Below are 25,605 nucleotides of genomic sequence, written 5' to 3' on the forward strand. Positions count from 1 at the left end.
ACAAGCATATGAGTACAGGTCACATAGTAGTCGATGGAGCAATGTGCAAATGTAAATTTGGCAACACCCCAGACACCTTAGTCGTACAATCCCAACAAAAAGCGTATATCAATGATGATGCCGCTAGTAAAAAACTAGTTGCCAACACCATGGATCTAGGAATGCCACTACAGGCAAAAACCTTTGGGCAATGTAAGTTACAACCCTCCTCTAGTGGTTTTCTGCCCTGTGTACCTGCTATTACCATATGGCAAGATGCGTATGATAAGGTAGAACTATCCAATAGCGGACAGGTATTAACAGAAAATAGCAAAGCTACCTGCGCCATTGCAGGAGCACCCTGTGTAGAATTTACATGGCACGGGCAGACAGCAGCACCAGACAGTAGCAATGTAGCACAGGCAAACGAGCAAGAACAAGTACACCTTAATCCATTAGTAAATATAAAAGCACTAGAAGAAGTAGTAGAAGAATTTTCTGTACAGAACTATACCGAGGGGCAGCAAGAGCAAGACCTACGATTTAAAGCTTATTTCACTAGATTACCTGATTATAAGGGAGAATTTGGGTTTGATTGGATGAGATATGATTATATCCCCACAGGTGATAGAGATAAAGATATCTGTGATGATTACGATAAACTAAAAAAAGAATATACGCCTTTTAAGATTGAAGGAGAAGAGTATTTTGTTCCTTGGATTAGTATGTTTCCTAAACAAGAAGGTGTACAACTCAATCTTTCTGTATGTACCTATACAGAGCATACCCCTATCACGGATCAGGATATTATAAAATTACCTGTCCAAAACGGTATCCGTTTTGAACCTGATGAAATCAAGGTATCAGAAGCTAATATGGATAACATACTAGTAACCATCTATTGCGATACTCCCCTTACTAAAGATACTACAATTGAGTTAAAAGATAAAGACAATATTACAGTCGGTAAGATTAATTTTTTGAAAAACTCTAATCATAAGGACTTACATTTTGAGATTACTCCAGTACGAATCTTAAGAAGTATTGCTAAAGAAGAGGATAAAAAAACTATAGAAAATAGAATCGATCAAGGGTTTGGAGACCCAAACAAGAATCTATCAGGAGATTTACAAAATCTGCAAGACTACCTTAATACCCAGTCCCTAAACCAAGCATTACTACAATGTACCATTGGCAAGGTTTATGATATTATTATTGATGAAAAAGAGTGGATAAAACATCAATTAATTGTTGAAGAGGGATGTCTATTTAAAGGGGTTTTATTAGATGAATTTAATAAAGAGTTTGAAAAACAGCACCCTAAAGTTTATAGAAACAGAGGAATAACAGTCTACATATCGCCTCTTAATCATAGTAAGTACGGTGGCGAAGAAGGAGCAGGAGGTTACGGAAACTTAAAAGAGCTTGGAGCAAAAGGTTTAGTTGTTTTTCAATCAAATCTAAATGATAAAACCTCATTTACACATGAGATTGCACATGTAGCAGGGTTAGATCATTCTTTTAAAGAAAAAGACAATTTAACGAAAAAAAAGGTAATCAATTATAATGAATATATAACTCAAGTAGATGCAAGAATAAATTATCTTTTTAAAATAAAAGCATCTAAAGAACAAATCAAGGAAGAATGGCAAGAGTATAAGAGTGATTATAAATTTGCAAGAAGTAGACTTAATATATACTATAGAAATCTATATAAATTTAAACAAGGTAAAACAGATAATTTTATGGATTATTATAACATAAGAAAAACTTTTTGGAAATTTCAATGGAAGGCGCTACAAGATGATATTATAAAATTTTATAAAAAATGAAAATGAAATCAAAAAACATACTATTTCTATTATTCTATTGGGCAATTTTATGTAATCACATAAGTGGGCAAATAAAAGAAGTAAAAAAACCAATTATCCCTACATCATCTCATAGGTTATTAATTAAGAACAACAAAGGAATTAATATCTATAAAAGAAAATCAGATAGTCACTTACCTAATAGTCTATATGAGGTATGTGAAACTTATTTGAATGATGATACTGATATTGTAAATAGTTATTATTTTTCAGGATTATGTGAAACAGGCGCCTTTAACAACGGTTACAAAACAGGATTTTGGAAAACCACCTATAAGAACAAAGTAGTTAAAACAGAAAACTGGAACAACGGATTAATCCTAGGCAAGTATCGAGTATATGATACTACAGGTACATCGCTATACCAAACCAATTTTGGAGCACAAGGCAATGGTACATATAAAGACTATGATTACAAAACAGGAGCACTAAAACAAGAAGGAGACTACCTAAACGGTAAAAAACAAGGGGAATGGTGTATGTATGGCCAACATAAAAAAAGAATAAAATCTATTCTATATGATAAAGGAATCCCTGTAACTAATGAAGAATACTAAAAAAACCCTTATACATATACAAAGAGAAAAACAGATAATATAATGGATTATAGTAAACATCGAAAATTCTTTTTTGCTTGGCAAATACGAGTAATGCAAGAAGAAGCAAAAAAATATTATCACAACAACTAAAGACAATACAGATTATGTATCAAAAAGTCATATTAAATAAATTACGTCTACTTTTTACTATTGTATTACTTCTATTATTTACAAGCTGTTCGTCTCAAAAAAAGCCTCCAAAAGTCAAGAGAGCTAATTATAAAGAAGGCATGATTAGAACATGTAAGATAGAGCTTGATTCGGTATATCAATGGAAAGTTAATGATTTAGAACCTCAGGTTTATGAAAAAAGTTTATTTCAATATAAACTTTCTGATTATATCCCAATAGCGATAGTAAAGAAACAGTTCCATATAAAAAATGGGGTTATTTATGATGTTAAAAATAAATTAGGAGATATAGATATCCTATTACAATATAATCAAAGAAAAAGATGGTTAATAAAAGTTAAAGATGGCGTAATACAAGAAAGTTATTGTCAAGAAAGTTTTAATCAATGGCAATACCAATTCTTTTCTTATAATGGAAACCTAAAAATGGCTGGCTTTATTGTAGCTGATTTTTATATAAAGAAATATAAAAATGGAACAGGATATTGGAAAGATTTTTTTCAGACAGATTACGCTAAGGTAAAAACTAAAAAGGATCTTATTCTAAAAGAGGAGGGGAAAATAAAAAACAATTATAAAATAGGAAAATGGAAATACTATAATAAAGACGGTACTGTCGCAAGAGAAACAAGCTATACACTACAAGACTCTGTAGATGTACGTTTTCCTCATTGTATTTTTAATAAAAATGAACCCTGTTATTAATGACGATCAAATCTATAGTAATAAAGGAGCCCCTATAACTAATTAAGAATACTAAAAAAAACACTGTAACACTCTACCTTAGGGAAAACCCGAGGAGCATTAAAATCTCACTTAATGAGTAAAAAACAAATGAGAAACAAGCTAATCAGAATATTTATAGTATCAATGTACAGCTATTTTTTTTGTACCCAATTGATATATTCTCAGGATACCATAAACCCGCTATCTTATGAGGCTAGACAAAAAAACAGCAATTAACCAATCTAGCACTCATTTTATCATAACTGTAGTATGAAAACCGAAGAAAAAATAAGTATCATAAGCCCCGATACTGTAGATAAAGCCAACTTTACTATAGCTGTCGATCCCGATGGATATATCATTGCCAAAATAGCTAATAAAGAGCAATACACCCCCGAAGAACTAGCAGGGGTACGCTGGATTGCCCGTATGATCCATGGCGCACCAGAGTTTACCAGAAAAGATTTTAGTAATGCCAAGGGAGCTGCTATAAAAGTAAAAGCGCAAGCCGTTTTCTCTGGGATAGGATATGGATGGATCGAACCTGTTTTTGAAAACGAGCAGCCAAAAAATACGACTCCCTACGGATATTTTGTACGCTATAATACCCCTATAAAAAGGATTGTAAAGGTAGAATGGAGAGCATACTCTAAAGAAAAAACAGGCCCATTACTACAAGGAGATAAGTGCTTTGGAGAAGCCGTACAATTACATATCTATACTAAGGGAATGTATGGGCATAAGCTAAAGGTAGAATTAAAAGATTACGATATGCTACCGTGGATGCATACCGATGATCTCGACCTCGATGACAGAACCGATACCTCAGATATCAAAGGAAAGTATTTTACCAGACAAGTACGCTCCTATCCACATATAGACGATCCGAATAAGATTGTACAAAAAGTGGTGATCAATGTGCAGATAGAACACCGATGGAAAGCCACCGCAGGAGACCTCCTAAAAATCGCACCGACTATCTCTACCGATGTAAAAGGAATGCCTACCAAAGCTTTTAAAGCATACCTATCGGTACGCAAAAAAAGACCCAATGAGCAAGTACACTCCCCATTATCTAAGCAGGGTAATAAATTTGTAGTGATAGGAGATATCGCTACAGATGTAGCACATTTTAAACCCTGTAGGTATGAGAAAATCACCAAAGAGTTCGAAGGAATCCCCCCCGTTACCTTATTCTCTAAAGAAGAAGATGTAAACGTTAATGCATCTGATCTCGATGTAGGCGTTATTGCACACGATGATAGTTGTAAAAAAATGACCCTAAAAATCGAAAACCTAGATCTAGAGGATTGCACCTTTCTGGGCAAACCACATGATCATAATAAGAAATTCTTAGACATCACCAAATTACAAAAAGCATTCCCAGATACCACATTGGTTAAGAGCGGAACAACATCAGAACTCTCCTTTACCCCTAAGTACCCGTATAAACATTTAGGAGACAAAGAATACCTTGATTTTTTTACCACCTATTTCCCAGTATTTAGCCCAGAACCGGCTAATTTTGTAATCCCTATAGAGAGCTGCGCTTTTAAGAAAAAAATACACCTCTCCATTCATCCCGATGTAGCCTTTGCCTACCATCTCTTTATTGGTAATCCCAAAAAGAGATTTGATAAAAAAATCTATTTTAGAAATACCGAAGTACAACTCATACGAGGCCTAAAAGATGAATTAGACTGGGTACGAAAAATGCAGGGCAAAACTGCCAAATTCCTAAAATACCTCCCTGGCAATTTCTTACAGCAACCCATACAAGCCATCGTAATGGATTATCTAGAGAATCAAGCCAAGAGCTTTGCCTTTGGGATGCATGGATATCACTCTTACCAAGATACCCTACCTACAGTAATGAACTATACCGCTAAGTATTCCTATATCGCTAAGATTGTGATCGGATACCTATTAGGAGTTACCGTAGTGATCGATGCACTGTTACTTTATCTTACCCGAGGTAAGAATATAACAGGGATCTTAAAAGTAGCTCGTAATGTAAAAAAAGCATCCGATTTTGCTACCGGAAAAATAGAAGGAGGAGACAGAGATAATATAGAGTTTATATGGCCACAGATCTCCTCATCCAGAGGTATCGGCTATACAATACAACCAGATGGACGTACCGCAGTAGTACTACAAGAAAAAGTAGTCGCAGCACCACTATTCGCACTACAATATAAGCTAGAGGAAACTATTGGGTCTTTTGTAGCCAAAGTAGCAGGGATTACCGGAATATTTGATAAAGCAGAGCAAGTAGTCGGTGTGGTTGGTAAGATTAGAAAAGTAAAAAACAATACGACCAAGGCAGCTAAGTGGGCAGATAAAAAAGTGAATAAAGAAGAAAGTGACCGTATTTTTAAAACTAAAGACGATACCAAAACCCATCCAATATCCTATGCCAGACCAAAAGACGTACAAGAAGGGTTAAATTATACCGAAAAACTAATCCATAAAAAGATCGATGATTTTGCCAAAAAATATGGGCAAGAAGCTAAGTTAACCCTTACCTTTAGCGGATTCTATGATGCGCATTACGATCTAAGTGCCAATATCCTTACTAAAACCTACACGCTAGATATTTTTGAAGACAGTGGTAAAAAAATCACTTTTTTTGGAGATCAAAAAGCGGTATTTGGTAAAAACAGAGGGGTAGATGTATTCGTAAAACTAGAAGCCAAATCCATTACCAAAATGAGGTGGAGTAAGCTAAATGAGTACACCCCAGAGTTTTTGGGGGTAGAATTCCAAGATACCTGTACCGAGGTAGAACTAGAGGGAGAACTGGCAGGATCTATTAATTTTGAACGCCTCTTTACCTTCTCCAATACTAATGAACCCCAATATACCGATACCGTTATTTTTACAGGAATCAAAGGAAGTGTATACCTCAAACTTGAAACAAGAAGAAGAGGTAATAAAGTATTTGAAAAACAAATTGGTCGTAAAAAAACGATTAAAGATGGTAAGGGTAAGGATAAGAAGGTCAATGAAAAAGTGGTGTATACCATTGTCCCTGCTTTTACCATCAAAGGGGCTCCTACGCCAATTTTTGAAAAACCAATGGTAGATCAAGTCCGTGCCAAAACCAATTGATTGCTAAACTTATGAATTTTTATATTTTTGCAAGACCTCTAACACACATCAATTATGAAAAACATTAGTATCCTATATATATGCCTGTTATCCATAGTGTCTTGCGCACAAAAACAAACCACTAAAACCACAACAGTAAATCCCACACCATCATCTATGACACATCAAGAGATTACTGCGGCTACAATTGTAGATACGATAGCAGCACAGATACAACACTACGATAAAGAACCCATGTATTTTCTACGCCTTACCCAGAGCAGTTGCGTTTTTGAGGTACTGGTCAATGATATTCCAGTAGAAAAAAATTACGAATTGGGTAAAATGGCAAATGCTATTAAAATCAATCATGCTATTTTACAGAGTGGACCACAGACCGTTACCTATCGGCTGTATCCCTTAGGAGATCTAATGGTAGAAGCCTATGATAAGGGAGAGACGATTACGACCCTATTAAAAAATACCCGTATGACTATCGAAGTGATTAGGGTAGATGATTTTAAAACCTATAGCGGGTTTGATGATGAGCATACGGTAGTCCTACACCATAGCCCTACCAAAGAGGGGAGTCATGAGTTCGAAGGTGCAGGATTGCCCTATTATGAACATACCTTTACCTTTACCGCAGAAGTACCCTATATCCATAAGGGATGGAGCGATGGGCAAGACCTTACTAAGTTTGATAAAAAAGAATTAGAAGAAAAAGTAGTCTCGTATTATAATCGATATAAAAGCTACTATGAAAATAAAAATTTGGATAAAATAATACAAATCAATTATAAAGATGAATTAAGAAATAGTTTATCAGAATATCAGGGTAAAGAAAAAATAAAAAAGCTTTGGGATGAATATCAAGAAATAGTACTTCAGAATGATAAAGAGTTTCAGCCCTTAGAAGATTATGTCTTATCCTTTTATGGTAATGGTAGGATTGTATCCTTACGACATCCCAGTAGAGAACCTGTAGACTATCGCCTACGGGGAGAGTGTGCTCTATGGTTTTTATATGATACAGAGGATGAAACCAGAGCTGATTTTCCTGGGGTCTATTTGTACCTCCCTAAAGGAGAAGAATCCTTGGATGCGTTAAGAATGATAGAATAATGAGACAGGTACTGTATATACTACTCTTGTGTACTATTTCTTGTCAACAAGTACAGACACAAGAATCTTCGGATAGCAATTACGTAACTTCTATTGTTCCTAAGATTAAACAGTACGACAAAGAACCCATGTATTTTCTACGCCTTACCCAGAGCAGTTGTGTTTTTGAGGTACTGGTTAATGACTTTCCTGTAGAAAAAAATTATGAACTAGGTAAGATAGCGAATGCTATTAAAATTAATCATGTTATTTTACAGAGTGGACCACAGACCGTTACTTATCGGCTGTATCCCTTAGGAGATCTAATGGTAGAAGCCTATGATAAGGGAACAACCATTACTACCCTATTAAAAAATACCCGTATGACTATCGAAGTGATTAGGGTAGATGATTTTAAAACCTATAGTGGATTTGATGATGAGCACACGGTAGTCCTACACCATAGCCCTACCAAAGAAGGGAGTCATGAGTTCGAAGGTGCAGGATTACCGTATTATGAGCATACCTTTACCTTTACCGCAGAAGTACCCTATATCCATAAGGGATGGAGCGATGGGCAAGATCTTACTAAGTTTGATAAAAAAGAACTCGAAGAAAAAGTAGTGGCGTATTATGAGATGTTTAAGTCTTTATATCAAAACAAAGATCTTAATGGTGTAGCGAAGCAAAGATATGGATTTGAATTAAGAAATAGTAAAGCAAAATATCAATCTAAAGAAGATTTAGAAAAGCGCTGGGAGGAATATACAGAAATGGTATTTCAGAGCGATAAAGAGTTTCAACCCTTAGAAGATTATGTCTTATCCTTTTATGGTAATGGTAGGATTGTATCCTTACGACATCCCAGTAAAGAACCCGTAGACTATCGTCTTAGAGGAGAATCTGCCCTATGGTTTTTATATGAAACCGAAGATGCAACTAATGCCCATTTTCCTGGGATCTATTTATATCTCCCTAAAGGAGAAGAGTCCTTGGATGCGTTAAGAATGATAGAATAATGAGACAGGTACTGTATATCGTTTGTATAGTATTGTTTTCTTCTTGTTATGCACAGCATAAAGAAACAAATGCAATACCACATCAGAATATCACTGCCGCTACGATTGTAGATACGATAGCAGCACAGATACAACACTACGATAAAGAACCGATGTATTTTCTACGCCTTACGCAGAGCAGTTGCGTTTTTGAGGTACTGGTTAATGGCTTTCCTATAGAAAAAAATTATGAACTAGGTAAGATAGCGAATGCTATTAAAATCAATCATGCTATTTTACAAAGCGGGCCACAGACCGTTACTTATCGGCTGTATCCTTTAGGAGATCTAATGGTAGAAGCCTATGATAAGGGAACAACCATTACTACCCTATTAAAAAATACCCGTATGACTATCGAAGTGATTAGGGTAGATGATTTTAAAACCTATAGTGGATTTGATGATGAGCATACGGTAGTCCTACACCATAGCCCTACCAAAGAAGGGAGTCATGAGTTCGAAGGTGCAGGATTACCGTATTATGAGCATACCTTTACCTTTACCGCAGAAGTACCCTATATCCATAAGGGATGGAGCGATGGGCAAGATCTTACTAAGTTTGATAAAAAAGAACTCGAAGAAAAAATAGTTGCTTATTATAACAAAACAAAACAAAAATATGAAGAAAAGAATATAAATGTATTAATAAAAGATCAATATCAATATCAACTTCGTAATTCAAAAGCTCTCTATCATGATAAACAATATATAAAAGAAATATGGGACGAATATAACGAAACAATACTTATCGGTGATAAAGAGTTTCAGCCCTTAGAAGATTATGTCTTATCCTTTTATGGTAATGGTAGGATTGTATCCTTACGGCATCCCAGTAGAGAACCTGTAGACTATCGTCTACGAGGGAAATCTGCCTTATGGTTTTTATATGAGACTGAAGATGAAACTATAGGTCATTTCCCAGGAATCTATTTATACCTACCTAAAGGAGAGTCCTTAGAGAATGGACTACGAATAATAGAATAATGAGAAAGGTACTTTATATACTACTCTTGTGTACTATTTCTTGTCAACAAGTACAGACACAAGAATCTTCGGATAGCAATTACGTAACTTCTATTGTTCCTAAGATTAAACACTATGATAAAGAACCGATGTATTTTCTACGCCTTACGCAGAGCAGTTGTGTTTTTGAGGTACTGGTTAATGATTTTCCTGTAGAAAAAAATTATGAATTGGGTAAAATGGCAAATGCTATTAAAATTAATGATGTTATTTTACAGAGTGGTCCACAGACCGTTACCTATCGGCTGTATCCCTTAGGAGATCTAATGGTAGAAGCCTATGATAAGGGAGAGACGATTACGACCCTATTAAAAAATACCCGTATGACTATCGAGGTGATTAGGGTAGATGATTTTAAAACCTATAGCGGGTTTGATGATGAGCATACGGTAGTCCTACACCATAGCCCTACCAAAGAAGGGAGTCATGAGTTCGAAGGTGCAGGATTGCCCTATTATGAGCATACCTTTACCTTTACTGCAGAAGTACCCTATATCCATAAGGGATGGAGCGATGGGCAAGATCTTACTAAGTTTGATAAAAAAGAATTAGAAGAAAAAGTGATTGCCTATTGTAATCGATATAAAAGTCTTTATGAAAATAAAGATCTTAATACTATAGCTAAGTATAAGTATAATATGGAGTTAAGAAATAGTAAAGCAAAATACCAAACCAAAGAAGATGTGCAAGAACTTTGGGATGAATATAAAAAAATAGTTCTTATGGATAATAAAGAATTTCAGCCCTTAGAAGATTATGTCTTATCCTTTTATGGTAATGGTAGGATTGTAGCCTTACGACATCCCAGTAGAGAACCTGTAGACTATCGCCTACGAGGGGAGTCTGCCCTATGGTTTTTATATGAGACCGAAGACGCAACCAGAGCGCGTTTCCCTGGGATATTTTTATACCTGCCTAAAGGAGAAGAGTCGTTGGATGCGTTAAGAATGATAGAATAATGAGACAGGTACTTTATATACTACTCTTGTGTACTATTTCTTGTCAACAAGTACAGACACAAGAATCTTCGGATAGCAATTACGTAACTTCTATTGTTCCTAAGATTAAACACTATGATAAAGAACCGATGTATTTTCTACGCCTTACGCAGAGCAGTTGCGTTTTTGAGGTACTGGTTAATTCTATAACACATCTAAAAAAACATATCAAGCTAATAAATTATGACAGGTACAACTTTACTAGAAAAAAACCTATACACTTATTCGTAAATATCCTAAACAAGTTTTAGTATTACCAACACTAACACTATTGGGAGGTTTTTGGCAACTTTTAGCACTATCATTTGTGTCGATAGAATATGTGCGATTTTTTTCTGTAAGTCAACTTATAGCAGATGCTATTAATAATTTAGTAATTATGTCTGGATTTTGATCAATTATAAAATGATGAACTGAATTAATACGATACTATTGGTATGATATATTTAAATCTCTTATTTTTAATCCCACCAGTGGGTTTAATTCCCTGATGCTTGCATCTAAATGATTAAGATTTCTCTTTTTTTTTTGCCTCGTAGGACTTCCCCGAGGTTGTAGATCTATGCTTTTTTATTACAATAGAACTTCCTAATTAATCCCATCCATAAGTTATAGATTTTAATAGCAATACATTTTTTTTAAACACTTTATTTTTAGGTTGTATTAATACATTTTAACTTTATTTTAAATGCAATCATAGTGCATTTAATGCGTTCTTCTATTATGTTTGCAATAATGTTGCAACAAAGGGTAAGCTGAAAACCTTTATAATAGAGTAAGCATCATCTTAATTTATGTAATCATGAAAACTAACAAAGAAACATTCATTTCTAAGATTTTAGTAGAAAAATCTGCAATGCCAGTTGGAGGTACGCACTGTAGTAACTGCGGACACTGTACAGCTACATTGTAGAGTTTGTGCCGGTAGCATGTGTATCATGCTACCGTTTTTTTAAATCCATAGATAAAATGAAAGTATTAGAAGAAAAACAATTAGTTGATATTTTAGAATTTAGAAGTGAAGATGTCTTGTCGAGATTTAGCGATATATATAAGATTGAAGCGGCAGAAATAGAAGATATTTTTAAGGAAACTCTTAAGTTTTTATACATCAGCCAGATCCCAGGGGTTTTCATACCTGATGACCTTTTGATTATTGACGAGATGTGGCATAATATGATTCTTTTTACTCCTCAGTATCATGAGTTTAGTAAACAATATTTTAATACAGATTATTTTCATCATATACCTGCTGCCAAAAAAGAGAAAGAAGATCGTAAAAATAAAATGCGGGTAGATCCTCAAAAAGCAAAAGAAGAGTATTTACAAAAACTAAAGTTTTTACTAACGGTTACCTATGACTATTTGGGAGAAGAAACGGTAGAAAAATGGTTTAGGAAATATCCAGAACAATATAGTAAAGAACAATTAAAAGCATTAAGAAAATAACCATGAGTATTTTTCCTAAAAGAGCTATACTAGGTACAACAGTTACCATTCATTGGAATTTTAATATAGCAGCATTAAAGAACACTCATATACTTCCATGGGTTAGAATAGGGGTAAAAGATCCTAATGGAAAGATAACCATGCTTTTTGAAAATCATGTACTAGGATTACCAGATCCAGAAGAAGATACGATAGCGACAACAAAACAACAACTAAAATATTTGAATAAAAACACTCCTCTTTTAGTATTAGCAGAGTATCTGAGTGGTCCTCATAAGAAAGAGGTACTCGTAGAGATTCTTAAAAATATCCAATCCGGAAGGCATTACTATTTTACATATACCATACCCAATGATGCACCTTTAGGGAAGTATACACTTGTATCAGAAGTACATAATTCTGGAAACATAAAATATTCTAAAACCGAAAAAGATGATTTCTTTTTAGTAGAAAAAGTGACACTACAGAAGGTGATAAAAGAAGAAAAAAAAGCTGTAGTGATGAATCATTCACCAGAGAAAATACCTGTAAAAATAGTTCATTGTCATGAGAATGTACAGGGAGAATTAAAGACAGAGGTCTCAGTTTTTGAAATAGAACCTTTACAAGAAACAGTGGTACAACTTTCTGAAGGTAAAGATTTTCTATTATATAATGAAGAAAGGGAAGTAATTCCTCTAATAGCCCAATCATCATATCTAATACGTAACCAGCAGATATTAGAAATAGAGAAAAAAAATCAATTTACTAGTGTATTGAAAAAAGATACAGAAGAGTCCTATCAATTAACAACTGAAGCAAAAGAATTATGGGAGAAATCAGATGGGTTGTATCAAAAAAATAAAATGTCAATACAAGAAAAAGCTGTTTTTGAAGAAATGAATGTAGAGGGGTTGATTCAGGAAATTCAATTATAGTAGGTAAAAAATACGATTAGAAAATATCAGAAAAATCAAATACATTCTGATAAATCATTTAAGAAATTAGGGCATTGCTTTACATGAAAAACAATTTATTTATTACACTTACTTTTTTTCTACTATCTATGGTCTGCTATAGTCAACATGGTGTTATTTATGGAAATGTAACCGGTACTACCGGAAAGCCGTTATCAAAAGCACATGTCTATGTTCTAGAAATAGGAAAAAGTGCAGTGACCGATGATCGTGGAATCTATAAAATAGAAAATGTAGCAACAGGATCTTATCAAATAGAGGTTTCATATATAGGATATACAACGTTACAAAAAAAAGTAGTTTTAAATACCAATCAATCAGAAACTATAGTACATTTTAAGTTAATAGAACAGTCTAATAAACTTAGCGAGGTAGTCGTAGCCAGTACGTCAGAAGCTACTAAAATAAAGAATAGTACTGCTCCAGTAGCACTTATAAAAGCTAAAATGTTTTATAATCGATCCATTACTACTTCTGATTTGTTAAGTACTGTATCAGGGGTACAAGTAAGACAAAGTGGAGGAGTGGGGAATAGTACAGAGATTTCTATCCAAGGATTGACAGGTAGGCAAGTAAAGTTTTTTATAGATGGGGTTCCGATGGATTTTTTACTCCCTGTAGAAGAATTAGGAATAGGACCTTCTTTAGAAATGTTACCAGTTAATCTGATTAAACGAATGGAAGTATATAAAGGCGCAGTTCCTGTGCGTATGGGAGTAGATGCATTAGGAGGAGCTATTAATATAGTAACCAGAAAAGAAAAGCATGATTTTTTAGAAATATCTGCAGGATATAGCTCTTTTAATACCATAAAATCAACCGTAAGTGCCAGAAAAACAATGCCATCTGGATTAACCGCTGGAGTAACGGGGTTTTATACATATTCTGATAATAATTATAGGCTAAATGATGTTAAAATCATTAACGATCTAGGAAACCCAGAGGCTATTTCTACAAAAAAATTCCACGATGGTTTTAGAAGTTATATGATTCAGGGAGATGTAGGGCTAATAAATCAATCATGGGCAGATCGTATTACGGCAAGTTTTTCGTATGCAAATCTTTACGATGAGATTCAACATAATTTTGAAATGAGACAACCTTATGGAGAAGCACTTAATAAAGTGGCGACGTATACGAATGCATTACACTATGAAAAGAAAGATGTAGTAGATAACCTAGATGCTAGTATATACCTAGGATACAATACAATAATTACTAATTTTAATGACACTACATTAAATATTTATGATTGGAGAGGTCAGATTATTGGGCAACGAACATCAGGAGGGGAGATCACTTCTTCACAGAACAAACTGAAGCTTACAGGAAATACTACTACAGGAAGAATTTACCTAAATTATGCCGTAACCCCATCAACTAAGTTGGTTTTTAATGGAGTTACTTCTTTTTTTAAACGATCAGGTGAAGATCCTGTAGCAGCAGATTTTTATGGGAAAGACCATTTTAGAAACCCAGTACATATCAATAAAAGTACACTAGGGGTAGGAGTAGAGAAAGAGTTTTTAAATAAAAAAATAACGAGCCATAGTGCTGTGAAATTATACGATTATGCAGCAAAAGGTTTTGAAATTAAAGAAAATATAGCTAATAAGATAACTCAACAAAAAACAGAATTCGGTGCTAGCCAATCATTCTCTTATAAGATAAGTAAGAGCTTACTTGGTAAACTATCATATGAGTATGCTACCAGATTACCTGATCGAATCGAAACATTAGGGGATTTTAGTGCAGCCGTAGCAGCCAATCCAAATCTAAAGCCAGAGAGAAGCCATAATATAAATCTAGGGATTCGTATAAAAAAGAAGCAATGGAGTATAGAAACTAATGGTTTTTTTAGAGAAGTAAATGACATTATCATATTGCAAGCGGTTCCTCCTCCAGTATTAAGTACTTATCAGAATTTATTAAAAACAAGGATTATGGGAGTAGAAGGTGAAATTAGATTGAAGCCCCTCTCATGGCTACAGATTGTTTTAAACGGAACTTTTCAGGATTTACGTAATAGATCTAAAAAAGAAAACTCAGGAGTGTCCAATGATCGATATTTTGGAGCTCGTCTTCCTAATAAACCATACTTATTTGGAAACAGTGAAGTTCAGATTACAAAACATGATCTGTTAGCAAACAATGATCGTATACAATTCTGGTGGTCTACAAGATATGTAGAAGACTTTTTTCGCTATTGGGAGATTGACGGACGAAAAGAAGATAAACTAGTGATCCCTTCTCAATGGGTTCATAATTTAGGAATAGCATATAGGGAGAAACAAAATAGATATACAATAACCCTAGAAACTCAGAATGTATTTAATAAACAAGCCTATGATAATTTTGGAGTTCAAAAACCAGGGAGATCATGGCATATTAAGTTAAAAACATCATTATTTAAATCTTAAGGAAAACAAAGTAATATTAATAAACATTAAAAATGAACACTTTACGAAAATTAACACAGTCATATTATATCGGATTAACTTTTATAACGCTTGTACTATTAGGGTGTAAAAACGATGATAATTCAGTACCGAATACACCAACACCACCTCCTGATGCTACCGTAAAAATGAAGCATGGATTGGCGATAGTCTCTGGTGCAGGGGAAGTAAAAACCACATTTTTACAAGGGCTTAAAGACCTATCTAAATCTTCTGTCGATAATTCGAATAGTACAGAGGTAGGTCAGTTTACGTCTGTATATTCTGATGGTAAAGCGATGTTTACAGCAGGATTTGGCGCTCCTGCTACCATGAAAAAATTTGTATTTGATAAAAAAGGAAAAGCCGTTTTTGAACAAGAAATAATAATCCCAGGATCTAATTCATTCTCTACAGTAGAAATTCTTAACGAGACAACAGGGTATGCCACAGTAGGTGGAGGAATAGCTAAAGTTATTCGATTTGATCCTTCTACAATGAGAATAACAGGAGAAATTAACCTAAAAAAAGCTGGTGATGGATTGTTTTATTCAGATATGATTATAAGAGAAGATTATTTATTCGTAGCTCTTAATGATTTTGGGAAATCAAAAAAAGCTATGATCGCAGTGGTGGATTTAAAGAAAAATGCACTTCACAAAGTAATCACAGATGAGCGTACAGCTACATTATTTAATACATTAACTTCAGAAATTATGACAATGGATGCCCAAGGTACTATTTATGTTCAGGCATCAGGATTGTTTAATGATAAGCCTAGTGGTATTCTTAAAATTAAAAAAGGAGAAACAGAATTTGATACGTCTTATTTCTTCGATTTAGGAGCAGCTACTGGTAAAACATGTTTTGGATTATATGCTTTTGAGAATGGCACAGCATTCACGACTATTTCAGAAAATGATGACAATTTTTTTGGTACAGATGGGGCAAAACCTGTTTTTAGATATCGCAAGATAGAGCTTTCTTCGACTAAAGATTTAGGGGATTTAGAACAATCATTACCGAATACTTTTGCAGCATCTCGTTCATCTTTTATGAAAAAAGTTTCTAAAGAAGAAATCCTCTTTTCTATTGCAGGCACAAAAGAAGATGCTCTGTACAGTTATACTATAAGTTCTGGTAAAGTGTCTAAAAAAATGACAAGTACTAGCGGATATATAACAGGATTGATCACATTAAAATAGTAGCTATGTTAGAGGCAATTGATTTAACAAAAAAGTATGGAGACTTCACTGCATTGAAATCTTTAAATCTTACCATCAAAGAGGGAGAAATCTTTTGCCTCTTAGGCGCTAACGGAGCAGGAAAATCTACAACAATCAATCTATTTTTAAACTTTATAGAAGCTACAAAAGGGAGTGCTACTATAAATAACCTAGATGTAGCAAAGTATGCAAAAGAAACCAAAGAGTTATTGTCTTATATTCCTGAAAATCTGATGTTATATAAAAATCTAAGTGGATTAGAGAATTTAAGTTTTTTTTGTGGATTAGGAGGTAAAACTCAGCATAAGGATGAATTAGAAAATTTATTAGAGGAATCGGGATTACAAGTAGATTTTATACAAAAAAGAGTAAGTAGTTATTCTAAAGGGATGCGCCAAAAGGTAGGTATTGCACTAGCAAGAGCAAGAGGAGCAAAGGTATTATTACTAGATGAGCCTACCTCAGGGTTGGATCCTAAGGCAAGTAATGAATTTTCTGAGTTATTATTAGACATGAAAGAAAAAGGAGTAGCTACATTGATGACAACCCACGATCTTTTTAGAGCAAAAGATACAGGAACACATATTGGTATTATGAAAGAAGGGGTATTGCTAGAAAAATTCGAAACTCAGCAAGTAAGTTTTCAAGATCTAGAGAAAATGTATTTAAAACATATGCATAATTAGAATGATAAATTCAATTCTCTTAATCGCTAAAAAAGAAATAGTAATTGCATTACGGCAAAATTTGATACGTATTTTGGCAGTTGTAATTATGGTTCTTCTTGGAGTAGCGTTATACGCAGGGTATGTGGCTTATGATCAACAAAAGTATAGTATTAATAATGCAGAAGAGCGAGAACGAGAAGAATGGTTAGGGCAAGGAGATAAACACCCTCATATAGCAGCTCATTATGGAACTTTTGTATTTAAACCAAAAACAATACTTAGTCTATTTGATTTTGGATTAGATACTTTTACCGGTACTTCGATATACTTAGAGGCACATTATCAGCATGAGTCTATGTTTCGTCCAGCTCAGGATCATAGCAGTATGATTCGATTTGGAGAGCTTAGCGCAGCATTAGTATTACAAATTTTGATTCCTTTACTTCTTATATTTCTAGCATTTCCAGCATTTACCAGTGAAAAAGAAAATGGAACTCTTAGGTTATTGATTAGTCAAGGAGTTTCGTACACAACTATTATTTGGGGAAAAATAGTAGCATATATAAGTATGGTTTTTGTGATACTTGCACCATTTTTTATGATAACCATTATAGGATATGCAGTATTAGAAAATTCGAGTACGATACCAGATACCATACTTAGAATACTACTCCTATTAGCTATTTATATACTATACTTATTCATTTTTGTATCCTTATCAGTATGGGTATCTATGAAATCTTCTACAAGTAGAAATGCATTATTAACGCTATTGACCGCTTGGATTTTGTTTACGATTATTATACCCAAAACTACCGCTAATCTAGGAGAAAGTTTATATCCACTACCTTCTATGAAAATTTATAGGGAGGCTATCCAAAAAGATATTACAGATGGTTTAGATGGTAAGTCGCATATGCGACTTAGGGGAAAACAATTAAAAGAAGAGTATCTACAACGATATGATGTAGATTCTATTCACAAGATCCCATTAAATTTTGAAGGAATACGTATGCAAGCAGGAGAGGACTACGGTAATATGGTATACGATGTGCATTGGAAACGGTTAAAAGAACTGTTTAATAAACAGAATCATATAAGTAGTTTATCTAGCTTTATTACTCCATACCTAGCAGTACGCAATTTATCAATGGGACTTGCAGCTACAGATCTTTATACTTCAATTCATTTTCAAAAAAAAACGGAGAAGTATCGACGGGAGTTAATCCGAAAAATGAATATGGACATGGCTCATAATTCTAGATATGGAGAGTTCTATGAATATACAGCAAATAAAAAATTATGGGAGACAGTTGAAAAGTTTACATACCAGACGATGACAGCGTCTGAGATACTCTCTTTGTATAGTATAGAAATAATATCATTATGCTTCTGGGCAGGATTGGTGCTCTTTCTATTAAATTATTCATCACGTAAAATGAAGCCTGTATTATGAGTAGTGTAACTAGGACATTAATACATTATGAATGGATATCTTTCATTCGCAATAGATTTCAAATCATAATGTTAGGGTGTATTTTTTTATTAGGAATATATGCTATTTATTATGGTCAGTCAGAAATAAGAGTACAACGAGAAACCATCAAAGATGTTTTGGAAATCGAAAAAGAAGAATTCCATCAATATCAAGCTAGTTTTAAAGAAGAGTTAGCTTCTGTAGGAGAAAAAAGGAAGTTAGAAATAGCATCTGATCCTTCTTATGCATGGCATAGACATGGATATCATGCGATTTTACATCCACATGATTATGCCGCTTTGGCTATTGGTCAGTGCGATTTACATCCCTACTACTATCGCCTTACAGGAATGAGTCTACATTATCAACTTTTTGAAAACGAAATAGCAAATCCTGTAAAGCTGTATGTAGGTAATTTTGATCTGTCATTTGTGTTGATTTACCTTTTTCCATTACTAATCATAGCATTTACCTACGGTTTATATTCGGGTGAAAAAGAAAAAGGAGTATTACCATTATTACACATTCAGACAGTAAGTCTCCGAAAAATTATTGGTGTACGATTAGCATTTTATTTTTGTTTAATTACAGGTATTGCTGTATTGATATCTAGTATAGGTCTTGTTACTTCTGGTAGTATTATGACTTCAGAAAATTATCTGGCAGCTCTTTTTTGGATATTAGGGGTTATTCTATACAATGCATTTTGGTTTGCAATAGTGTTTAGTATTGTAAGTTTTAAAATGAACTCATCATCTACTGCAATATGTGCAGCAGGTATATGGTTATTATTTCTGACGATAATACCAGCACTACTTAATGTTTGGATAACAGCTAGTTATCCTATAGATAGTACACCTCTTGCCGAAATTACACGTAGAACAAGTTTAGAAAATGAAGAAGATGAGAATGAAGCAAAAGTAGTTATACAAGAGTTTTTAGAACATAATCCACACCTTAGAGGATCAGATAGTCTCATTAAAAATAATACATTAGCAAAGGCATATGCTGCATTGACTTCTCTAAAAGATTTACATCATAAGAAGGATGTACTACAGTATACGAATCAGGTTCATCAAAGAAACCAGAAAGCAGCAAGCTTACATTGGATAAATCCTGCAGTAAATATGCAAGAGATATTTATTCAGATAGCAAAAACAGATCTTAATACGTATCATCAATTTCATAGTGCTATAGAGTCATTTCATCATACTATTTCTGATTTTTATTTTCAGAAACTATTTTGGGATCAATCTATAGAACCGGAAGATTATTCTAAGTTGCCTTCGTTTACAATGAAAACAGATGAGGTACAATGGCAGAATCTGATAGTAAGTGGTATGACAAAGGTTGGTGTTGTTACATTACTTTTTTTTATCCTAGGCTTTATTACTATTGAAAAAAGAAAGGGATGAGAACTTATTTTTTTTACATACTGGTTATATTACATTATATAGAGTGTATTGCACAAAATAAGAATCAAAATTTCCCCCCTCCTCATGATCCACCCCAAGTTTATGCAAAACGCGCTACAGGTGCTATAAAAATTGATGGTAAATTAGAAGAACAAGATTGGTTAAAAGCACCAATAACTAGGGATTTTTTTCGTACTGAACCTAGGCAAGGAGGAGAATATAAATATAAAACAGAAGTACGAGTATTGTTTGATGATAGGCAATTGTATATTGGTGTTTTTTGCGAAGATTCGTTAGGAAAAAAAGGAGTTAGAGTACAAGATCTAAGACGAGATTTTAAAGATGGAGAGAATGATATATTTAGTATACAGTTAGATCCTCAGAATTTAAAACAATATTGCGTTTCTTTTCAAACCACACCATATGGTAACCAAAGAGATTTACAGAGTTTTAATGATAAAAGTAATGATGAGGATTGGAATGTATTATGGACAGTGAGAACTCATAGAACGGATGTAGGGTATTATGCAGAATTTGCAATTCCTTTTACTTCTATTAGATATGATGACAATAATAGAGATAAGGATGTGACATGGGGTATTACTTTTAGTAGATTAGCCAGAAGAGACTATGAACGAACTGTTTTTCCTGCAATTCCTCAATCTTTTTCTCCATACCGTATGACATATGCAGCGCAATTAACAGGAATAGAATTACCAGATCCAGGGATAAATCTTCGAGTAGAACCATATTCGTTATATCAATATACTACTAATGATGTAAAAGGAAAAAATGACTCAGATAGTAAACTAAAATTTGGAGGAGATATAAAATGGGCGATGAGTCCTAGGTCTGTTCTTGATGTGACTGTTAATACAGATTTTGCTCAGGCAGATGTTGATAAAGCAGTAAACAATCTAGATCGATTTACTATTTTTTTTCCTGAGAGGCGACAGTTTTTTTTAGAGAATTCAGGAATTTGGGCAGGAGCATCCAGTAGATTAATACGTCCTTTTTTTAGTCGTAAAATTGGACTACAAGGTAAGTTTAATGCAATCCCTGCTCCGATAGATGTTGGAGCACGTTTTACGGATCGAACAGATAAACGCACACTGGCAGGGTTATATATTCATCAAAGAAAAACAGATGCTACACCAGGAACAAATTTTGGAGTTATGAGGTATCTTCAAAATTATGGAAAAGAAAATAATATTGGAGTGATGATTAATCATCGTTTAGATGAAAAAAATGGTGTATTAGGCGTCGAACAACAAAACAATACTACAGCTACTATAGATGGGTTGATTCGATTTAAAAATAAGTGGACATTTTCATATTTATTTTCAACATCATATGATGAGAAAATGGCTAAATGGGGGCAGGCAGGGAGTGCTTTTTCAGGATATAGAAGTAATAGAATGTATTGGGGTTGGTCTACAGATTTTGTAAGTAAATCATATGAACCTGGTACAGGTTTTGTTTTCCAAAATGATGTTGTTAAGCATAATCCAGGAGGGTACTTTATTGTTAGACCAAAAAATATTCCTTGGATTCGTCGTTGGGATCCAGGTTTTTTTGCGAGCTATTATCATGATTTACAACATCCAGAACAGTTTCAACAAGCTAGTATATACTTTTTTCCTGTTTATGTGTTTTTTAAGGATAATAGTTTTATAGAATATGCTGTTACTCCAACTTGGCAGAATATAAATTTTGATTTTAAACCTCTTGGTTTAGAAATTGAAAAAAAGCGATATTTCTATACACGTCAATTCATTAGATATAACTCTGATAAATCAAGAAAGTTATCGGCTTCTTTTAAGTATGAATGGGGAGGTTTTTATAATGGACATAGAAATACAATCATAACAGGTATGAGATATGCCCCTATACCACATATTGCTGTAACTGCGGATTATGAGTATAATCATCTAAAAAAAGTAGGAATACAAAAAGAAAGCTTAGAGACTAATTTATATTCTGCAAGTATACGTCTTGCATTGTCGCCTAGAATGCAATTGTCAACTTTTTACCAATATAATTCATTTACTAAACAAGGCGGATGGAATACCAGATTTAGTTGGGAGTATATGCCACTGTCTTTTATTTATCTGGTATTTAATGATACACAGAAAAGGTCTTTAGATCCTATAGAAAGAAACCAACAATTTATTAGTAAAATTACTTTTTTAAAACAATTCTGATTTTGGCAAAGCGACCCGATATATTAAAAGATAACCTTTGGAAATTAATGTGGAAACTCTCATTGCCTGGGATATTAGGGATGATGGTTATATCTATTAATTCTTTGATTGATGCGATATATGTTAGCCATTTTATCAGTGCGGACGCTTTTTCTGGAATCTCATTAGTATTTCCTCTTACCTTAGTGATTACTAGTGTAACGGTTTTTATTGCAGCAGGATCTTCTTCTGTATTGAGTAGAGCAATTGGGGCAAATGATATACAAAAGCAACAAAAAGTGATTCCTAATATGATTGCACTTTCACTATTAAGCTCGGGTGTAATTATAGTTGTAGGGGTTATGTTTGCAGAAGAATTGGTTTTATTAGTAGGAGGAACACAAACAATGTTAACATATGGTGTTTCTTATTTTAGAGTATATATATTAGGAGCTTTTTTTAGTATATATGGACTTTCTGCCAATGGTTTGATTCGATCAGAAGGTAAGATTAAACAAGCGATGACATTTACAGTACTATCTGTAATACTTAATATTTCCATAACTCCTTTATTTATTCATACTTTCTCGATGGGAGTAGAAGGAGCAGCATGGAGTAGTATTATAGCAATGTTAGTATATGCAGTAGCAACTTCTCTTTATTTTATTAGAGGTAAAGCATCTTTTGATACAGGTAGATTTACTGTTGGTATTCAAAAAGAGATTATAACTGATGTAATTAATGTAGGAACTTCTGCCTTTGTTATGCAGTTATCTAATGTCATAAAACAGTTTTTTTTATTTAATACATTAACTAAATATGGAACATCTCATGATATAGCCTTTTTTAGTGCTGCATTTAGGATGTTTTCGTTTTTAGCAATACCAGTTTTAGGGTTATTACAACCAATGCAACCGATAATTGGGATTAATTATGGAGCATCGAATATAGAGAGGTGTGTAGAGGCAATAAAAGTTTTTAGAATTGGTGGGATTCTATTTATCTTTTGTTTAATGATACCAGCGTTTATTTTTCCAGAATATTGTATTCACCTAATACTTCCTGATATAGTACTAAGTACTCAGGAAATAATGAATCTCAGAGCTATTTTGGCAGTATTACTACTATTACCAATTGGATCTAGTAGTATTATTTTGTTTCAGGCTATTGGTAAAGGAAAACTAGCAAGTATATTTCCCATAAGTAGGCAGATTGTATTGTTTGTACCATTAATACTATTGTTACCAGAGGTTTTTGGAATAAATGGAATTTATTATAGTTTGGTTATAGAAAATGTAATATATGCTATTGTATTGTGGGGAGTATGTTTTTATGAGCTTAAAAAACTTAGAATTTTCGATTTTAAAGGGATAGCATACCAGAAGTAGTAGTAAAGTAGTTTATTTTTTTTGAGCTACTACGTGAAAAACATGCCAGTACTTTTCTTTTCCAGAAATTGTTTTACCTTTTTTTTCTATTTCTTTATGATGTATTATTTTAAAATCTGAAAGCAATTCTTTTACTTGTTGAAGAGTATGAAAAGTCATTTCGGGTTTAGAACTCCAAGAGTCATTAATTCCAAAAAAATGACCACTAAAAAAGCCTTTTTGGATTATTGATAAAGTAATAATATGCCATATTTTTTCAAAATAATTGGGATGGCAAAAAGGTAAACTAAAGGAGGCATTTATCAACTGACTATTAGGGAGTGTTGTAATATTTTCAAAAGAATTTAAATCAAGTTGAAGCTGTTCTTTATAGATAACGGGTGTATTTTCTTTAATTCTCTGTAACGATTCATTTTGCTGATCAATAGCCAGTACTTTCCATTGATCCTGTAATAAAGCAAAAGTATCTATACCATTGCCACATCCTAAATCAATGGCAAATTTCTTATCCTGCTGAATAGTTCGCTCATTTTTTAAAAGTTTTAGAGCATTTAATAGTGTCGCAGAAGGGGGATATTTTTTTTGATCAAAATATTGATAATGAGTATCCCAAGAATGTTCCATCAATTATGATTTTAATTAGCTAGGCATGAATTACAAATACCATTAATTGTATAGCTTATTTTTTGTGCTATAAATTTTTCTAAAACATCTATTTTGGGAATTTTAATATCTTCTAAGCAGTAGGTGTGAGAACATTTTTCACATATCAGGTGTACATGCTCATCTGTATGCACTTCTTCAGGGCATTCATGACTACATAATGCGTATCTTATACCATTACTATCTTCAGAAGCCTTATGTAATATACCATGCTTTTCAAAAGAACTTAGGGTACGATAAATTGTTACTCTATCATGAGCAATTTTCATATAAGAAATTACTTCTCTAGCGGATAGTGCATGGTTATAATTCATAAAAATCTTAAGCATTTCTATTCGTGCAGAAGTTTTTTTAAGTTTATGAGATTTTAATAATTCTTCGATATGTTTTTGTGTATCCATAAAATAATGATATTTCAGTGTCATAAAATGATAAACAGAATTATAAAATCTATCATTTTTATACTCGTTTCTTTGTTGTATATCCCTATTTTCAAAGATAATAATAATTTTTAGAGTGACATTATCTTACAGCTATTAAGAGTATCATAAATTGATTATATATTAAACGATAAAAGATGAAATTTAATTACTTTTTATGACTTAAAATTATAGTCTAAATAATTAAGAACACTACCTTTGCATGCTTTAATAAAAAACTGTTTTGATTCGAGATATTATTATTACTATTTTGTGGAGTATTTCTCCTTTTGGAGAAGCTAAAGTAGGTATACCCTATGGTATGCTTAAGGGATTGAATATTTATTTAGTTTTTGTTGTTTGTTTTTTATCTAATGTACTTGTTTTTCCTTTAATGATGTTTTTTTTAGAAAAAGTTAATAGCTATTTACTGAGATGGAACTTCTATAAAAAAGCTGCAATATATGTGGCGCGAAAGGCAAAAATAGGGTCTGGAGATAAAATTAAAAAATATGGTTTTTGGGGGCTTATCTTTTTTGTAATGATTCCAATACCAGGAACAGGGGTGTATGCAGGTAGTATTGCTACATATTTGTTCAAAATAAAAAAAAGAAAAGCTTTTATCGCTAATACTATAGGTATATTTTTTTCCTCTGCTATTGTTTGGGCAACTACATTACTTACTATGAAAGGGATTGCATAAAAACCTTTAAGTACTGGTATTATCTATCACAATCATACACTC

21 protein-coding genes are annotated in these 25,605 nt (G+C 33.3%); 19 read left to right on the forward strand and 2 right to left on the reverse strand.

Annotated elements, in window-relative coordinates:
- Positions 1-8: 8 nt before the first annotated feature.
- The 18 genes from N456_RS23785 (at position 9) to N456_RS16090 (ending at position 23,778) form a co-directional block, all read left to right on the forward strand.
- Entirely contained in the window at positions 9-1,811 is a 1,803-nt protein-coding gene (locus tag N456_RS23785) for a DUF4280 domain-containing protein (RefSeq protein WP_082422560.1), read from the forward strand.
- Between the two features lie 2 nt (positions 1,812-1,813).
- Positions 1,814-2,407 carry a toxin-antitoxin system YwqK family antitoxin gene (locus N456_RS16015; protein ID WP_148639345.1) on the forward strand — a complete coding sequence of 198 codons (594 nt, stop codon included), beginning with the start codon at positions 1,814-1,816 and terminating at the stop codon, positions 2,405-2,407.
- A 77-nt stretch (positions 2,408-2,484) separates the two neighbouring features.
- Positions 2,485-3,285 (forward strand): toxin-antitoxin system YwqK family antitoxin, encoded by an 801-nt coding sequence (locus tag N456_RS16020; RefSeq protein WP_062059434.1) that lies wholly within the window; start codon positions 2,485-2,487, stop codon positions 3,283-3,285.
- Positions 3,286-3,576: 291 nt separating this feature from the next.
- A complete protein-coding gene (locus N456_RS16025) occupies positions 3,577-6,417 on the forward strand; it encodes a hypothetical protein (protein ID WP_062059436.1) in 2,841 nt (946 codons plus the stop codon).
- A gap of 54 nt (positions 6,418-6,471) precedes the next feature.
- Positions 6,472-7,521 carry a hypothetical protein gene (locus N456_RS16030; RefSeq protein WP_062059438.1) on the forward strand — a complete coding sequence of 350 codons (1,050 nt, stop codon included), beginning with the start codon at positions 6,472-6,474 and terminating at the stop codon, positions 7,519-7,521.
- A complete protein-coding gene (locus tag N456_RS16035; protein WP_148639346.1) occupies positions 7,521-8,519 on the forward strand; it encodes a hypothetical protein in 999 nt (332 codons plus the stop codon). Before N456_RS16030 ends, N456_RS16035 begins: the two co-directional genes overlap by 1 nt.
- Entirely contained in the window at positions 8,519-9,541 is a 1,023-nt protein-coding gene (locus N456_RS16040) for a hypothetical protein (RefSeq protein ID WP_062059441.1), read from the forward strand. Before N456_RS16035 ends, N456_RS16040 begins: the two co-directional genes overlap by 1 nt.
- Positions 9,541-10,539, forward strand: a complete 999-nt coding sequence (locus N456_RS16045; protein ID WP_062059443.1) for a hypothetical protein — start codon at positions 9,541-9,543, stop codon at positions 10,537-10,539. Before N456_RS16040 ends, N456_RS16045 begins: the two co-directional genes overlap by 1 nt.
- Entirely contained in the window at positions 10,539-10,829 is a 291-nt protein-coding gene (locus tag N456_RS24570; protein ID WP_158447915.1) for a hypothetical protein, read from the forward strand. Before N456_RS16045 ends, N456_RS24570 begins: the two co-directional genes overlap by 1 nt.
- 718 nt (positions 10,830-11,547) lie before the next feature.
- Positions 11,548-12,027, forward strand: coding sequence for a glycine-rich domain-containing protein (locus tag N456_RS16050; RefSeq protein WP_062059445.1), 480 nt, complete (start codon positions 11,548-11,550; stop codon positions 12,025-12,027).
- A 2-nt stretch (positions 12,028-12,029) separates the two neighbouring features.
- Positions 12,030-12,944 carry a hypothetical protein gene (locus N456_RS16055; RefSeq protein ID WP_062059449.1) on the forward strand — a complete coding sequence of 305 codons (915 nt, stop codon included), beginning with the start codon at positions 12,030-12,032 and terminating at the stop codon, positions 12,942-12,944.
- A gap of 83 nt (positions 12,945-13,027) precedes the next feature.
- Positions 13,028-15,403 carry a TonB-dependent receptor gene (locus N456_RS16060; RefSeq protein ID WP_082422561.1) on the forward strand — a complete coding sequence of 792 codons (2,376 nt, stop codon included), beginning with the start codon at positions 13,028-13,030 and terminating at the stop codon, positions 15,401-15,403.
- Between the two features lie 32 nt (positions 15,404-15,435).
- Positions 15,436-16,626 (forward strand): hypothetical protein, encoded by a 1,191-nt coding sequence (locus N456_RS16065; RefSeq protein ID WP_062059453.1) that lies wholly within the window; start codon positions 15,436-15,438, stop codon positions 16,624-16,626.
- Positions 16,627-16,631: 5 nt separating this feature from the next.
- Positions 16,632-17,333: an ABC transporter ATP-binding protein gene (locus N456_RS16070; protein WP_062059455.1), complete on the forward strand. Its 702-nt coding sequence runs from the start codon at positions 16,632-16,634 to the stop codon at positions 17,331-17,333.
- Position 17,334: 1 nt separating this feature from the next.
- Positions 17,335-18,771, forward strand: a complete 1,437-nt coding sequence (locus N456_RS16075; RefSeq protein WP_062059457.1) for an ABC transporter permease — start codon at positions 17,335-17,337, stop codon at positions 18,769-18,771.
- Entirely contained in the window at positions 18,768-20,207 is a 1,440-nt protein-coding gene (locus tag N456_RS16080; RefSeq protein ID WP_062059458.1) for a DUF3526 domain-containing protein, read from the forward strand. The genes N456_RS16075 and N456_RS16080 overlap by 4 nt, the downstream gene beginning before the upstream one ends.
- Entirely contained in the window at positions 20,204-22,411 is a 2,208-nt protein-coding gene (locus N456_RS16085; RefSeq protein WP_062059460.1) for a DUF5916 domain-containing protein, read from the forward strand. The genes N456_RS16080 and N456_RS16085 overlap by 4 nt, the downstream gene beginning before the upstream one ends.
- 2 nt (positions 22,412-22,413) lie before the next feature.
- The gene (locus N456_RS16090; RefSeq protein WP_062059462.1) at positions 22,414-23,778 is read left to right on the forward strand and encodes an MATE family efflux transporter; all 1,365 of its coding nucleotides are present in this window, start codon (positions 22,414-22,416) and stop codon (positions 23,776-23,778) included.
- A gap of 12 nt (positions 23,779-23,790) precedes the next feature.
- Here the strand turns inward: N456_RS16090 and N456_RS16095 are convergent, their stop codons facing one another.
- Positions 23,791-24,402: a methyltransferase domain-containing protein gene (locus tag N456_RS16095; RefSeq protein ID WP_062059464.1), complete on the reverse strand. Its 612-nt coding sequence runs from the start codon at positions 24,400-24,402 to the stop codon at positions 23,791-23,793.
- Positions 24,403-24,413: 11 nt separating this feature from the next.
- Positions 24,414-24,842, reverse strand: a complete 429-nt coding sequence (locus tag N456_RS16100; protein WP_062059466.1) for a Fur family transcriptional regulator — start codon at positions 24,840-24,842, stop codon at positions 24,414-24,416.
- 262 nt (positions 24,843-25,104) lie between these two features.
- Between N456_RS16100 and N456_RS16105 the strand changes: the two genes are divergently transcribed.
- On the forward strand, positions 25,105-25,563 hold the full coding sequence (locus N456_RS16105; protein ID WP_062059468.1) for a COG2426 family protein: 459 nt from the start codon (positions 25,105-25,107) through the stop codon (positions 25,561-25,563).
- Positions 25,564-25,605 lie beyond the last annotated feature (42 nt).

It is taken from the genome of Aquimarina longa SW024 (assembly GCF_001401755.1).
Taxonomy (GTDB): Bacteria; Bacteroidota; Bacteroidia; order Flavobacteriales; family Flavobacteriaceae; genus Aquimarina; species Aquimarina longa.

Bases quoted from the DNA above. Each gene is read 5' to 3' on its own strand.
- N456_RS16035 (WP_148639346.1), top strand. From the start codon at position 7,521: ATGAGACAGGTACTGTATATACTACTCTTGTGTACTATTTCTTGTCAA.
- N456_RS16025 (WP_062059436.1), top strand. From the start codon at position 3,577: ATGAAAACCGAAGAAAAAATAAGTATCATAAGCCCCGATACTGTAGAT.
- N456_RS16055 (WP_062059449.1), top strand. From the start codon at position 12,030: ATGAGTATTTTTCCTAAAAGAGCTATACTAGGTACAACAGTTACCATT.
- N456_RS16060 (WP_082422561.1), top strand. From the start codon at position 13,028: ATGAAAAACAATTTATTTATTACACTTACTTTTTTTCTACTATCTATG.
- N456_RS16045 (WP_062059443.1), top strand. From the start codon at position 9,541: ATGAGAAAGGTACTTTATATACTACTCTTGTGTACTATTTCTTGTCAA.
- N456_RS16080 (WP_062059458.1), top strand. From the start codon at position 18,768: ATGAGTAGTGTAACTAGGACATTAATACATTATGAATGGATATCTTTC.
- N456_RS24570 (WP_158447915.1), top strand. From the start codon at position 10,539: ATGAGACAGGTACTTTATATACTACTCTTGTGTACTATTTCTTGTCAA.
- N456_RS16100 (WP_062059466.1), bottom strand. From the start codon at position 24,842: ATGGATACACAAAAACATATCGAAGAATTATTAAAATCTCATAAACTT.
- N456_RS16085 (WP_062059460.1), top strand. From the start codon at position 20,204: ATGAGAACTTATTTTTTTTACATACTGGTTATATTACATTATATAGAG.
- N456_RS16095 (WP_062059464.1), bottom strand. From the start codon at position 24,402: ATGGAACATTCTTGGGATACTCATTATCAATATTTTGATCAAAAAAAA.
- N456_RS16070 (WP_062059455.1), top strand. From the start codon at position 16,632: ATGTTAGAGGCAATTGATTTAACAAAAAAGTATGGAGACTTCACTGCA.
- N456_RS16015 (WP_148639345.1), top strand. From the start codon at position 1,814: ATGAAATCAAAAAACATACTATTTCTATTATTCTATTGGGCAATTTTA.
- N456_RS16040 (WP_062059441.1), top strand. From the start codon at position 8,519: ATGAGACAGGTACTGTATATCGTTTGTATAGTATTGTTTTCTTCTTGT.
- N456_RS16075 (WP_062059457.1), top strand. From the start codon at position 17,335: ATGATAAATTCAATTCTCTTAATCGCTAAAAAAGAAATAGTAATTGCA.
- N456_RS16050 (WP_062059445.1), top strand. From the start codon at position 11,548: ATGAAAGTATTAGAAGAAAAACAATTAGTTGATATTTTAGAATTTAGA.
- N456_RS16030 (WP_062059438.1), top strand. From the start codon at position 6,472: ATGAAAAACATTAGTATCCTATATATATGCCTGTTATCCATAGTGTCT.
- N456_RS23785 (WP_082422560.1), top strand. From the start codon at position 9: ATGAGTACAGGTCACATAGTAGTCGATGGAGCAATGTGCAAATGTAAA.
- N456_RS16065 (WP_062059453.1), top strand. From the start codon at position 15,436: ATGAACACTTTACGAAAATTAACACAGTCATATTATATCGGATTAACT.